Source organism: Streptomyces sp. NPDC030991, assembly GCF_055571235.1.
On sequence record NZ_JBVIFR010000001.1, the window covers coordinates 535386 to 548552 of the forward strand.

Genomic DNA, 13167 nt, shown 5'->3' on the forward strand with positions numbered 1-13167 from the left:
GGGGCTCAGGAGCCGCCGGACTGGCTGAGCAGGCGCACGAGTTGGGCCCTGCGGTGCACGCCGTCGAGTTTGCGGTAGATGTTGCCGAGGTGGAACTCGACCGTCTTGACGCTGAGGAAGAGCTGCTCGGCCGCTTCCTGGTTGGTGACGCCGCGGCCGACGGCGAGCGCCACGCGCAACTCCTGCGGGGTGAGCCCGGCGAGCGGGGTGGGGCCTGTCCGCACCCGGTCGCCGCCTGCCGCGTGCAGTTCGGCCGCGGCCCGGGCGGCCCAGCCGGCGGCGCCGAGCCGTTCGAAGGTCGCGAGGCCACGCTGGAGCCAGCGCCGCGCCTCGCCGCGCCGGCCCTGGCGGCGCAGGATCTCGCCCCGCGTGAACTCGGTCCGGCCGCGCTCGAACGGGGCGCCGGCGGTGGCGAGATGACGCAGCGCGCGGTCCAAATGGCGTTCCGCTGCCGCCGGTTCCAGCATGCCGCGGCAGCGGGCGGCGGCGGCCGCGGCGATCGGGCGGTGGCCGCGGCCCGCCTCGCGCTCCAGGACGCGCAGTACCTCGTAGGCCTCCTCGGTGCGGTGGAGGTGGGCGTAGGCGTCGGCGAGGTCGGCGGCCCAGGACAGGTAGAGGCCGTCGCCGCGGCCGTTGGCGACGGAGAACTCCCGGACTTTCTCCAGGTGTTGGGCGGCCTCCTCGAACCGTCCGAGTCCGAGTTCGAGCAGGCCGAGGGCGCCGTGGGCGCGGGCGGCGTCCATGGGCAGGTCGGCGCTGGCGGCGAGCGCGGCGGCCTGGGCGCCGTGGCGGCGGCAGTCCGTCTCGCGGTTGAGCGCGGCCTCGACCTTGGCCTGGGCGGCGAGGGCGCGGCACACCTCGATGACGCGCCCGGTGTCCTCGCCGAGGCGCGCGGACTCGTCGGCGTGGGCGAGCGCGGAGGTCCACCGGCCGCGCCAGAACTCGACGACCGACAGGGTGCCGAGGAGGTGCGCGAGCAGGCCCACGGTGCTGGCGGCGCGCGCGGCGTGCACGGCGCGGTCGAGCAGGGCGTGCCCTTCGTCGAGCTCCTCGGCGGCGAGGTAGCACAGGCCGCCGACGCCGGAGACGGGGTAGGGGAACGTCACGTCCGGTACGGCGAGCGGCTTCTCCAGCTCGCGCAGGAGGGCGCGTCCGTCGTCCGCGTCGCCGCCGAGGAGTTCGACGAGGGCGTGCAGGAGGCGTACGGGCAGGGCCGCGGAGGGGTCGCCGGAGGCGTCGGCGATCTGCATGGACTCGGCGGAGGTGGCGCGGGCGGCGGTGAGGTCGCCGATGGCGAGTTCGGTGAGGGTGATGCCGCCGAGCATGACGGCGGCGAGGCCCGGGTCGACGCGGCGGGCCTCGTCGACGGCGGCGCGCAGTTGTTCACGCGCGCGGGCCGGGCGGCCCCGCTGGATGTCGATGTAGCACCGGAGTTGGCGCACGTCGAGGCGGGTGCGCGGGTGGGCGGCGTGGCCGAGGGCGCGGTCGAGGAGCTCGGCGGCCTCGTCGAGCGAGCCGGCGGCCTGTGCGGCGCGGGCGGCGGACAGGAGGCGGCCGGCCTTGTGCTCGCCCTCCGGGGTGAACCGCGCGGCGTGCGCGTACAGGCGGGAGGCGATCGGGAAGGTGAGGCTGCCGGGGCCGCCGGACGCGGCGCGTTCGAGGGCGGCGGCGACCTCTTCGTCCGGGTCGGCGCCGGACTCGGCGAGGTGCCAGGCGTAGCGCTCCAGGGTGACGGGGGCCGTGGCGTCCTGGAGCGCGTGGGCGACGGTGCGGTGGGCGCGCCAGCGGTGGACGGCGGACGCCCCGTGGTAGACGCCGGAGCGGACGAGGGGGTGGCGGAAGACGTACGCGCCCTCTTCCACGGTCATCAGACCTGCGCGCTCGGCCGGTTCGAGGGAGGCGTAGGTCAGCCCGTGGGCGCGCAGGACGCGCTCGGTACCGGCGAGGGGGCGCGGCCCGAGGACGGCGAGCAGCAGCATGGCGTCCTGCGCCTGCGCGGGCAACCGGGCGATGGCGCTGTGGAAGGTGCGGGCCAGGATCTCCCCGATGGGCAGCGGGGCGCCGGTGTCGGGCCGGTGGCCGCCGCGGGCGAGCAGCGCGGGCAGTTCGACGAGGGCGAGGGGGTTGCCGCGGGCTTCCGAGAGGAGCCAGGTGATGTCGTGCGGGGAGAGTGGTTCGTCGGCGATCAGCAGGCGCGCGGCGTCGGTGTCGAGGCCGCGCAGGGTGAGGGTCTCGACGGGGGCGAGCCGGGAGGAGGCCTCGCCGGTGTCGCGGGTGGCGAACAGGGCGACGACGCCTTCGCGGCCCAGGCGGCGGGTGGCGAAGGCCAGGGAGTCCAGGGAGTACGGGTCGAGCCACTGCGCGTCGTCGACGATGACCAGCACCGGCCCGGATTCGCTGACCGCGCCGAGGAGGCTGAGGGTGCCGGCGGCGACGGCGAACCGGTCCTGGGCGACGGCCGGGCCGAGCGCCAGGGCGCCGGTGAGGGCCGCCGCCTGCCGGCCCGGGATGCGGTCCAGGTGGTCGGTGACCGGGCGGAACAGGTCGGCGAGGCCCACGTACGGCAGTCTGGACTCGGTCTCGATGCCGTGGGTGCGGAGCTGGGTGAGGTCCCCGGCGATCGACTCCGCGTGGTGGAGCAGGCTGCTCTTGCCGATGCCTGCCTCGCCGCGGATGACCAGGGCAGTGCTCTGTCCGGTGCGTGCGTCGTCGATGAGGGCGGCTATCCGTGCGCATTCCGCTGTACGACCCAGCAGCATGCACCCAGGGTAACCGGCGGCGGGGGCTCGCCGCAGGGGCCGATCGGGCCTTCGTCACCGGGAGTTGGCCTCGCCCGGTGACGGGCCGGCGGGATGTTCACGCGACGTTCCGGGCGCCGTCCGGCTCGTCCGCCGCGAACTGGGTGCGGTAGAGCTCCGCGTAGCGGCCGGGTGTGGCCAACAGGTCGGCGTGGGTGCCGCGTTCGACGATGCGTCCGTCCTCCACGACGAGGATCTGATCGGCGGAGCGGATCGTGGAGAGGCGGTGGGCGATGACGATGGCGGTGCGGTCGGTGAGGGCCTCGGCCAGCGCTTCCTGGACGGCCGCCTCCGAGGTGTTGTCGAGGTGGGCGGTGGCCTCGTCGAGGATGACCACGCGTTGGCGCGCCAGCAGGAGCCGGGCGATGGTCATGCGCTGGCGTTCGCCCCCGGAGAGGCGGTAGCCGCGCTCCCCGACGACCGTGTCCAGGCCGTCCGGCAGTTCGCGGACGAGGGCGTCGAGGCGGGCCCGGCGCAGGACGTCCCACAGCTCCTCCTCGCTCGCCCCCGGCCTGGCCAGCAGCAGGTTGGCGCGGACCGATTCGTGGAAGAGGTGGCCGTCCTGGGTGACCATGCCGAGGGTGGCCCGCATCGCCGGAGCGCTCAGGTCGCGTACGTCGATGCCGCCGATCCGGACGGTGCCGGCGTCGGTGTCGTAGAGGCGGGGCAGCAGTTGCGCGATCGTCGACTTGCCCGCTCCGGAGGAGCCGACCAGGGCGATCGTCTGGCCCGGTTCGGCGCGGAAGCTCACGCCGTGCAGGACTTCCGCGCCGCCCCGGGTGTCGAGCGAGGCGACCTCTTCGAGGGAGGCGAGGGAGACCTTGTCGGCGGACGGGTAGCCGAAGCGGACGTCGTCGAACTCCACCGCGACCGGCCCGTCCGGGACCTCGCGCGCGTCCGGCTTCTCCTCGATCAGCGGTTTGAGGTCCAAAACCTCGAAGACGCGCTCGAAACTGACGAGGGCGCTCATGACCTCGACGCGGGCCCCGGCCAGGGAGGTGAGCGGCGCGTACAGGCGGGTGAGGAGCAGGGCCAGCGAGACGACGGCGCCCGCCTCCAGGGTGCCGTCCAGCGCGTAGTAGCCGCCGAGGCCGTAGACGAGCGCCAGGGCGAGGGCCGAGACGAGGGTCAGCGCCGTGATGAACGCCGACTGGGCCATGGCCGTGCGGACGCCGATGTCGCGGACCCGGCGCGCCCTGGCGGCGAACTCGGCCGATTCCTCCTCGGGCCGGCCGAACAGTTTCACGAGCGTGGCGCCCGGCGCGGAGAACCGTTCGGTCATCCGGGTCCCCATGGCCGCGTTGTGGGCGGCGGCCTCGCGCTGGAGCCGGGCCATCCGGGTTCCCATGCGGCGGGCAGGCAGCACGAAGATGGGGAGCAGGACGAGGGAGAGGAGGGTGATCTGCCAGGACAGCGTGAGCATGACAGCCAGGGTCAGCAGCAGCGTGACCACATTGCCGACGACCCCGGACAGGGTGTTGCTGAAGGCGCGCTGGGCGCCGATGACGTCGTTGTTGAGGCGGCTGACCAGCGCGCCGGTGCGGGTGCGCGTGAAGAACGCGACGGGCATCCGCTGGACGTGGTCGAAGACCGCGGTGCGCAGGTCGAGGATGAGGCCCTCGCCGAGGTTGGCGGAGAGCCAGCGGGCCAGCAGCCCGATCCCCGCCTCGGCCAGGGCGATGACCGCGATGAGCACGGCGAGGCGGATCACCACGTCCTGCCCGTCACCGCCCACGATGGCGTCGACGACATGCCCGGCGAGGAGGGGTGTCGCCACGGCGAGTAGCGCGCCGAGGATGCTGAGGATCACGAACTGGGTGATGCGGCGCCGGTGGGGACGGGCGAAGGCGGCGATGCGGCGCAGCGTCTCGCGGGCGAAGGGACGGTTGTGCGGAGCGCCGTTCTGGGCGTTCATGACGCTGTGCAGCTGCGTCCAGGCTGTCGTTTCCATGCTCATGGGGACGACCCTAGGACCTCAACCAATCTTGAGGTCAACGATTCGAGGGGTGGACCCCGGAACGAGACCCCGGAACGAGACCGCGGAAGGGGACGGAGGGACGGGACGGGACGGTGGGGCGGGACGGCCGGCCCGTGGGAGGATCCCCGCATGCCGTCCGTCCGTGTCGAACGCGAAGGTCCTGTCACCACGATCGTCCTGGCCCGCCCCGGGGCACGCAATGCCGTCGACGGCCCGACGGCCGCGCAACTCGCCGCCGCCTTCCGGGCGTTCGAGGCGGACGAGTCGGCGAGGGCGGCGGTCCTGTGGGGCGAGGGCGGCACGTTCTGCGCGGGCGCCGACCTCAAGGCCGTCGGCACCGAGCGCGGCAACCGCGTGGCGCCGGACGGCGAGGGACCGATGGGCCCGACGCGGCTGCGCCTGACGAAGCCGGTGATCGCGGCGGTCAGCGGCCACGCGGTGGCGGGCGGCCTCGAACTCGCCCTCTGGTGCGATCTGCGCGTCGCCGAGGAGGACGCGGTGTTCGGCGTGTTCTGCCGCCGCTGGGGCGTCCCGCTGATCGACGGCGGCACGGTGCGGCTGCCGCGCCTCATCGGCGAGAGCCGCGCCATGGACCTGATCCTGACCGGCCGCCCCGTCCCGGCTCGTGAGGCGTACGAGATCGGTTTGGCCAACCGCCTGGTTCCGCCGGGCCGGGCCCGCGCCGCCGCCGAGGCGCTGGCCGCGCGGCTCGCGGCGTTCCCGCAGGCGTGCCTGCGCAGCGATCTCGCCTCGGTGCGTGAGCAGGGCGGCTCGGACGAGGTCACGGCCATGCGCAACGAACTGCGCCACGGGGCGGGCGTGCTGACGGAGGGGCTGAAGGGCGCGGAGCGGTTCGCGGCCGGGGAAGGACGGCACGGGGCGTAACGCCCGCCGCCCTCAGCCAAGTTCGAGTGTGGTCACCCCGAAGACGCGGTGCTGTGCGAAGGGCCGGACGGGGCCGGTGTACATGCGGGCCGTCTCGAACCCGGCCGTCAGGCCGCGAGCCGTGACGAGCGCGATGGCCTCGGCGTTCGTCTCCGGTACGTCGATGCCGACCGGCCCGGCTCCGGGCGCGAGGGCGTCGAACAGGGCCCGCGCGTCGTCGGCGGTGTCCGCGAAGAGCGGCCCGATCCGCCGGTTGTCGCGGGCCGGGCGCACCACTCCGTACCCGGTGACACGGCCGTCGACGACGCGGGCGAGCGCCGTGTGCCCGTCCGTGGTGAGCCAGGAGCGCAGGAAGCGGGGCCGGTCGGCGGGGTAGCAGGCGCTGTCGTACGCGAGGAGAGCGCCGAGGTCGTCGCCGGCCGGCACGATCCCGTCCGGGCGCGCGGCACGGTTCGCGGCGGGGGTGCCGGGGGCGTCGGGGGCGGGGATGCCGGGGGCAAGGGTGCCGGGGAGAGGTGTACCGGGGGCGGGGATGCCGGGGGCGTCGGGGGCGGGGATGCCGGGGGCAAGGGTGCCGGGGAGAGGTGTACCGGGGGCAGGGATGCCGGGGTCCGGAGCGCCGGGGAGGGGGGTCCCGGTGAACCGGATCGTGCGGTGGGCCGGTGCGAACCCGGACCTGCGGTAGTTGTCCTGCTGGGCGACGACGCCGTCGAGCCCGACGGTGCGGCCGCCCGCGTGGGCGAGCCCGGCCCGCCAGGTGGCGAGTCCGTGGCCGCGGCCGCGCAGGTCGGGCCGGACGAGGTAGCAGCCCAGGAAGGCGTACTCGGCGCCGTAATTGACGACGGAGACCGCCGACACGGGCTCTCCGTCGATCCGGCCGAGGAAGAAGCCGTCGGGGTCCTGCGCGAAGAAGGCGGCTTCGTCGTGGCGGCCGGGGTTCCAGCCCTCCGCGGCGGCCCAGCCGTGGATCACCGGCCAGTCGGCGAGGCCGGCCCTGGAGATGTCGAGCCGCCGGGGGACACCATTCATGCGCACTGCTCCTGTTCGCGTACGGCTCCGCTGTCCGCCCGCCGTGGTCCGGGCGGCGGCCATCCTCCCCGATTGCGCCCCGCGCGTCACACACGTACGGCAGGATGATCGGACGCACGCTCGAACAGACCGCCCCGACCAGGGAGTTGACCCATGACGGACCCGTCCCCCGCCACCCCCACCATCGACACCAGCAAGCCGCATCCGGCCCGGGTGTACGACTGGTTCCTCGGCGGCAAGGACAACTATCCGGTCGACGAGGAGCTCGGGCGGCAGATCACGGCGATGGAGCCGACGGCCAAGTACGGGGCGCGGCACAACCGTTGGTTCATGCAGCGCGCGACGCGGATGCTGGCGGCGCGGCTCGGGGTGCGTCAGTTCCTCGACATCGGCACGGGCATTCCGACGGAACCGAACCTGCACCGCATCGCGCAGACCGCGGCGCCCGAGACGAGCGTCGTCTACGTGGACAACGACCCGATCGTGCTGGCGCACGCGGCGGCCCTGTTGCGCGGCACCCCGGAGGGGGTGACCCGCTATGTGCAGGCGGACGCCCGTGAACCGCGGAAGATCCTCGATCTCGCCGGGGAGATCCTGGACTTCGACCGCCCCGTGGCCGTCTCGCTCATCGCGCTCCTGCACTTCATCCCCGACGAGCAGGGCGCGTACGACATCGTCCGCACACTGGTGGACGCGCTCCCCTCGGGCAGCCACCTGGTGCTGTCCCAACTCGCCTCCGACCACGACCCGGAGCGCACCCGGCGGGCCGTCGACATGTACGCGGCGAGCGGGGTCACGCTGGTGCCGCGCACCCGCGAGGAGATGGCGAAGTTCTTCGAGGGGCTGGAGTTGCTGGACCCGGGCGTGGTCTGGTTGCCGGAGTGGCATCCGGAGCTGGCCGTCGACGAGGAGCGGGACGGGACCGCCGTGCCGCTGTACGCGGGGGTCGCGCGCAAACCGTGAGGGGTTGCGCACCATGGCGAACATCACACATGGCGATGACCACGTGACAGTGAGGAGCACATAGGCGCACCGATCCCCTACCCTCGTTCACATGTCCTCCATTCCCACTCCGCGCTCCGACCGTTCCCCCGATGTGGTCAACCAGCAGATTCGCGACCTGTGGGCGCGCACCGGCGGTCAGTTGACCTCCGAGGACCGGGCGGAGTACGAGGCCTTGGTCACGGAGTGGGCGACGGTGGCCGGTGAAGGACTCGTGCATAGGGCGTGACGCGGTCAGGACTGCGGCCTGCTGCCGTGGTTCGCGGCGTGCTTGCGGCGGGCCTTCTTCTTGCGGCGGCGCTTCGAGGACATGACGCCTCCCAGGGGCATGGACGGACGGACAACCGTCCCGTAAGACCCTGATAAAGACCTACGGGACATTTCTCCTGCCACCTTTCCACAGGCCAGGAGCCCTCGCGATTCCGGCGCCGGACGGGTCCTGTGCGGAGCAAAACTCCTCCGGGGCGAACACTCGTTCGAGTGCGATGGATCACCGGCCTCGCGTCCGAGTGCGGCAGACCGCCGACCCCATGCGGCATCGGTGCCGGCCAGTCACCACGCGCGATCCACCCCCACCAGGTCACGGTTGTGTGACGCACCGTCATATCTCCCTCACCACGGGCCTATCGTGTGCCGCCTGTACCGGCACCATCTGGGGGAATCCGTGCGTACCCGCATCATCGTCGCCACGCTGTCCTGTTCCGCCGCGGTCCTCGCGCTGACCGCCTGCGGTGCAGCCGATACGGTCAGCTCCAAGCCGTCCACCGCCCCTACGACCGCGCCCAGCGCCAGCACCGGCACGCCGTCGACGCCGGCGACGAGCGCCGCCCCGAGCGCCGGGAAGAAGAAGGCGGTGCCGAAGTTCGTCGGCATGGGCCTCCAGTCCGCGCAGGACAAGGCGCAGGCGGAGGGCTTCTCCATCCTCACGTCGCACGACTCGGCGGGCCGGGACCGCAGGCAAGTCCTCGACCGGGACTGGAAGGTGTGCTTCCAGAGCGTGGACGCGGGGACGAACGTGCCGACAACGACCATGCTCGGCTTCGGCGCGGTGAAGACCGACGAGTCCTGCCCGGCCAAGGACGACCAGGCGCCCGCGAAGGCCGGCGGCACGATGCCCTCGTTCACGGGCAAGTCGGTGAAGGCGGCCCGCGGCGCCCTCGATTCCGGCACATCGATCGACGTGAAGGACGCGAGCGCGGACGACCGCATCGTGTTCATGGAGTCGAACTGGCAGGTGTGCAGCCAGACCCCGGCCGCGGGCGCGGCGCTTTCGGGGCAGCCGGTCGAGTTCAAGGCCGTCAAGTTCGGCGAGTCCTGCCCGTAGGTACGCCATCGGCGCGGGCGCGGGATTCGACACCCCAGGTTCACGCGCTGCGTTTTTCAGCCCAGGCGTCGCCGAAGCGCCGTACATGCGTCGGGCGCCGACGCCCCGGCGCCGTACACGCCCCACACGCCCCACACGCTCAAAGGAAGATCTAAGACAAGCGCGCCATTCTTCAAGGATTCCCCCAGGTCGCCCGGGCACCATTCGTCGTCCCAGGAGGCCACGGGCATGGATCAGGAAGGCGCGGTGTGGGTGACTCTCGAATGCGGACAGCGGGTGGAACGGGTCGCTGGTCGCGGCGTGGCGTGCTCGGCGCGCTGGGCGCTGCCTCGGCGGCGACGGTCGCGGGCTGTGCGGGCGCGAAGAGCGGCGGGGCCGCCGAGGCGCGGCTCAGCGTCGTCCCCGCGGCCGGCGCGCGGAACGCCGACTTCACCAGCCCGGTCAGGGTCGCGGTGAGTGGCGGGGCCCTGAGCGCCGTCGAGGTCACCGCGGCCGACGGAACGCGCCTGAAGGGGACGTACGACGACGGGCGGACCACGTGGACCTCCTCCGCCCGCCCCGCCTCAGGGACGCAGTACACCGTGAGCGCCGAGGTCGAGGGCGGCAGCGCCGTGCACACGACCCGCTTCACCACCCGGAAGCCGGGCACCACCTTCGTCGCCCACTACACCCCCTCCGGCGTCGGCATGCCCGTCTCGCTCACCTTCACGAAAGCCGTGACGGACCGGGCCGCGGTGCAGAAGGCGATCACCGTGACCGCGGACCCGGACGTGGAGATCGCCGGGCACTGGTTCAGCGACACCCGGCTCGACTTCCGCCCCGAGACGTACTGGGCGGTGGGTACGCGGATCACGCTGAGCCTGCGGCTGAAGGACGTCGAGGGCGCCGACGGGGTCTTCGGCACGCAGCACAAGGACGTCACCTTCCACATAGGGCGCGAGCAGATCAGCGTCGTGGACCTGCGCGCCAGATCGATGACCGTGCGGCGCGACGGCAAGGAGATCGCCACGTACGACGTCAGCGGCGGCGACGCCGAACACCCCACCTGGGCCGGGAAGATGGTTATATCCGAGCGGTTCGAGGAGACCCGGATGGACTCGACGACCGTGGGGCTCGGCGACGAGTACGACATCGACGACGTGCCGCACGCCCAGCGCCTCACCACGTCCGGCACCTTCATCCACGGCAACTACTGGGGGGCCGCCTCCACGTTCGGCACGAGCAACACCAGCCACGGCTGCGTCGGCCTGCGGGACACCCAGGGCGCGGACGATCCGTCGACGCCGGGCGCCAGGTTCTACGACAGCTCGATCCTCGGCGACGTCGTGGAGGTGCGCCGCTCGGGCGAGGAGACGGTCAATCCGGCGAACGGGCTCAACGGCTGGAACATGTCATGGGCCGACTGGCAGGCGGGCAGCGCGGTCCGGACGGTCCAGGGGCAGCGGTGAAGCCGGGTGACGCGGTGCCGTACGGGAGCAGACGCGCGTTCGCGCCAGATGTTCACCGCTTCTCCGTAAGTCGTTGACGGCGCCGGAACGCCTCTGACAGGGTCACCAGGCCTGTCACGCCGCCCCCGGACGAGGGACCGAGGAGAATCCCAGGCCCGATGAACCACAACCGCGAGCCCACCCGTGCGCCCGTGCCGCCCGCCGACGCATGGCGGCATTTCGCGGAGAAGCACTGGGCGAAGGAGCCGGTCGTCGTCACCGGCGCCCCTCGGCCCGGCCTGGACGCGGCGGCGGCACACCGCCTCCTGACAGCCGCGGCCGGCGCCCCGCGGCCGACACGGGTCCGGCTGGCCGTCGCGGACGGCGTGCTCCGCGATCCCGGGCCGCTGCTGCCCTCGCCCGCGGACGGGACCGCCGCCGGATACGCCGACCGCCTGACCGGTTCCGGCCAACTGGGCAGCGAAGGATGGCTGTTGACCGCCGAGCACGCGCTCGCCCTCGACTTCACGCTCTGGTCCCGGGTCCGGGATACCGTGGCGGGCCTGTGGCGGCACGTCGGCCACCCCCCGCTGCCCGTCGCCGCGGAGTTGGCCGTCGGCGCCCGGCACCAGGCCACCGAGGAGATCGGGGCGCGCCCCGACGCGGCAGCGCTCACCTGGGTCCTCGACGGCTCCCTGACGGTGCGGGTACGGCCCGAGCACACCGGCACCGAGTTCGAACTGCGCGCCGGCGCAGGTGACTTGGTGCACTGGCCCGCGGGCAGCACCCACCTCGACGACCGTACGCGACCGTGCACCACCCTGCGGCTGACCGTGCCCGTCCGCACCGCCTCGGCCCTCCCGTACGTCGGCGCGGTCGTCGGGGAGGTGCTGCGCCGCCGCCCGCTGCCCGGCGACGAGCAACCCACGCTCCCGCACCCGGCACCCGCCGCCCCCGACGGACGGCTCCATCCCCCGCTCCGGTTCACCGAGCCCGCCCGGCGCTACGCGGCCGCCCTCACCGGCGGCGAACCCGAACGCGCGCTGCTGCTGCGCTGGGCAGGTCTGCGCTCCGCCGCCGGGCTCGCCCCGGCCCCACCGCCCCGACCCGGCGTCACGCTCACCGCCCGGCACCGCTTGCGCCGCACCACCGAGATCCTGCGCGTACGTGCCGGCGCGGATCCGCTGATCTGGGCCGCGCACGGGCACGCGCGGCACGGCACCGGCCCGGCGGCCTCCCGCGTCCTCGCCCACCTCGACGCGGCCCCGCGAACCACCGTCGCGGCGCTCGCCGAATCCTGCGACCTGCATGCGGGGAGCACCGAACTCCTGGCAATGCTCGGCGAGTTGTACCAGGTGCGCGCCCTGGAACTGGAACCCGAGCCGGAGCCAGGACCAGAGCCCGGGCCCATACCGGAGCCGGATTCGGGGCCGGGGCCAGGTCCGGATTCGGAGCCGGGATCGTGAGTCCTCTCCCGATACTTCGCGTCGCCGTCCTGGAGTCGTTCGAGTGGGACACGTTCCTCGACGCGTACTGGGACCGGCGGCCTGTGCTGATCAAGGGCGCGGCGCTGCGGACCGCCCCGTTCGACGCGCACGAGGTCTTCGAGAGTTCGGTCACCGCGGCGCGGCGGCCCTCGGCCGGGCAGGTGAGCTTCGCCCTCGGGCCGCGGCGCCTGACCGACCCCGGGGATCTGCTGCCGCAGCCGGAGGACGGCTCCTTCGACCGGTACGACCGGCGGCTCCTCGGGCAGTCGGCCCGCGAACCGTTCACCCTCCTCGTACGCGGACTGCACGCCTGTCACCACCCCGTGTGGCTCAGGGCGCGGAACTTCCTCGCCGGGCTGTGGGACCGCACGGGCCAGCCGATGCTCGGGGCCAGTACCACCCTGTTCCACGGGATGCCCGGCCCTGACCGGACGACGTCCACCACGAGCGCGACGTTCCTCTACACCCTGCTCGGGCGGCCCCGGCTGCGCCTGGCCCAGGACGGGCGGTGGTCGCTCGCCCGGCCCGCTCCGGGAGACCTGCTGTACTGGCCCGCCGGTCAGCGGTACGTCGCCGAGCCCAGCCGGTCACCGGCCGCCGTCGTGCACCTGGGCGTCCCGCGGGCCGCGCCCGAGCCGGGACACGGACTGCGCTCGCTGCTCGCGCCCGGCCCCGACCCGGCCTCCCCGCAGACGCGGTGGGGCGGCGACGACATCCTCGTACGGGACGACGTGGACGGGCTGCCCCCGGTGCTCGCCGAGGCGCTCGCCCACTATCGCGAGGCGGCGCGTCCGGCGGCGCTGCGGCGGCGGTTGGTACGGGAGGCGCTGCTCCACGCGACGGACGGCGGGCTGCGGCCGGTCCCGCCGCCCACCCGGCCGGGACACTTCACCGACGACGACACCGTGCGGGCCGTCGAGCGGGTGGTGTGGGCCGAGACGACGGGGCGGCGGCTCGTGGCCGCGTGCGGGCACGTCCTGGAGACCGACCTGACCGCGCCCGAACTCTCCGCCGTCGTCGGCCTGTTGAACGCGGGCGAGGAGATGTCCGTGGCCGAACTCGCGCCTCCCGCCCGCTCGTTGCTCTCCCGGCTCGCCGGGTTCCGGGCGGTGGAGCGGATGTGACTGCCGCGGTGGTCAGGAGTGGTGCAGCGGTCGGGAGTGGTGCAGCGGTCGGGAGTGGTGCGGTGGTCGGGAGTGGCGCGGCCGTTCTGGTGGAGGCCGTGAGCCGTGGGCGG

The 13167-nt window shown here is 73.6% G+C and carries 11 protein-coding genes; 7 read left to right on the top strand and 4 right to left on the bottom strand.

The window, feature by feature from the left end; all coding sequences use genetic code 11:
• Positions 1 to 5: 5 nt before the first annotated feature.
• Together ACZ45E_RS02570 and ACZ45E_RS02575 are read right to left on the bottom strand one after the other, a co-directional pair.
• On the bottom strand, positions 6 to 2759 hold the full coding sequence (locus tag ACZ45E_RS02570; protein ID WP_468215523.1) for a helix-turn-helix transcriptional regulator: 2754 nt from the start codon (positions 2757 to 2759) through the stop codon (positions 6 to 8).
• Between the two features lie 97 nt (positions 2760 to 2856).
• Entirely contained in the window at positions 2857 to 4749 is a 1893-nt protein-coding gene (locus tag ACZ45E_RS02575) for an ABC transporter ATP-binding protein (RefSeq protein WP_468216031.1), read from the bottom strand.
• A 156-nt stretch (positions 4750 to 4905) separates the two neighbouring features.
• Here ACZ45E_RS02575 and ACZ45E_RS02580 point away from each other — a divergent pair, with 156 nt between their 5' ends.
• Positions 4906 to 5661: a crotonase/enoyl-CoA hydratase family protein gene (locus ACZ45E_RS02580; RefSeq protein WP_468215525.1), complete on the top strand. Its 756-nt coding sequence runs from the start codon at positions 4906 to 4908 to the stop codon at positions 5659 to 5661.
• A 12-nt stretch (positions 5662 to 5673) separates the two neighbouring features.
• Here the strand turns inward: ACZ45E_RS02580 and ACZ45E_RS02585 are convergent, their stop codons facing one another.
• Positions 5674 to 6690: a GNAT family N-acetyltransferase gene (locus tag ACZ45E_RS02585; protein ID WP_468215527.1), complete on the bottom strand. Its 1017-nt coding sequence runs from the start codon at positions 6688 to 6690 to the stop codon at positions 5674 to 5676.
• 153 nt (positions 6691 to 6843) lie between these two features.
• Here ACZ45E_RS02585 and ACZ45E_RS02590 point away from each other — a divergent pair, with 153 nt between their 5' ends.
• Positions 6844 to 7653: an SAM-dependent methyltransferase gene (locus tag ACZ45E_RS02590; RefSeq protein WP_468215528.1), complete on the top strand. Its 810-nt coding sequence runs from the start codon at positions 6844 to 6846 to the stop codon at positions 7651 to 7653.
• A gap of 91 nt (positions 7654 to 7744) precedes the next feature.
• Positions 7745 to 7921, top strand: a complete 177-nt coding sequence (locus ACZ45E_RS02595) for a hypothetical protein (protein ID WP_468215531.1) — start codon at positions 7745 to 7747, stop codon at positions 7919 to 7921.
• A 5-nt stretch (positions 7922 to 7926) separates the two neighbouring features.
• Here the strand turns inward: ACZ45E_RS02595 and ACZ45E_RS02600 are convergent, their stop codons facing one another.
• Positions 7927 to 8022, bottom strand: coding sequence for a hypothetical protein (locus ACZ45E_RS02600; protein ID WP_468215532.1), 96 nt, complete (start codon positions 8020 to 8022; stop codon positions 7927 to 7929).
• A 334-nt stretch (positions 8023 to 8356) separates the two neighbouring features.
• Here ACZ45E_RS02600 and ACZ45E_RS02605 point away from each other — a divergent pair, with 334 nt between their 5' ends.
• The 4 genes from ACZ45E_RS02605 to ACZ45E_RS02620 all read left to right on the top strand — a co-directional run bounded on the left by ACZ45E_RS02605 (position 8357) and on the right by ACZ45E_RS02620 (position 13054).
• Positions 8357 to 9016, top strand: a complete 660-nt coding sequence (locus ACZ45E_RS02605; RefSeq protein ID WP_468215534.1) for a hypothetical protein — start codon at positions 8357 to 8359, stop codon at positions 9014 to 9016.
• A 248-nt stretch (positions 9017 to 9264) separates the two neighbouring features.
• The gene (locus ACZ45E_RS02610) at positions 9265 to 10464 is read left to right on the top strand and encodes a L,D-transpeptidase (protein WP_468215536.1); all 1200 of its coding nucleotides are present in this window, start codon (positions 9265 to 9267) and stop codon (positions 10462 to 10464) included.
• A 158-nt stretch (positions 10465 to 10622) separates the two neighbouring features.
• The gene (locus tag ACZ45E_RS02615) at positions 10623 to 11909 is read left to right on the top strand and encodes a hypothetical protein (protein ID WP_468215539.1); all 1287 of its coding nucleotides are present in this window, start codon (positions 10623 to 10625) and stop codon (positions 11907 to 11909) included.
• On the top strand, positions 11906 to 13054 hold the full coding sequence (locus ACZ45E_RS02620; protein WP_468215541.1) for a hypothetical protein: 1149 nt from the start codon (positions 11906 to 11908) through the stop codon (positions 13052 to 13054). The genes ACZ45E_RS02615 and ACZ45E_RS02620 overlap by 4 nt, the downstream gene beginning before the upstream one ends.
• Positions 13055 to 13167: the final 113 nt, after the last annotated feature.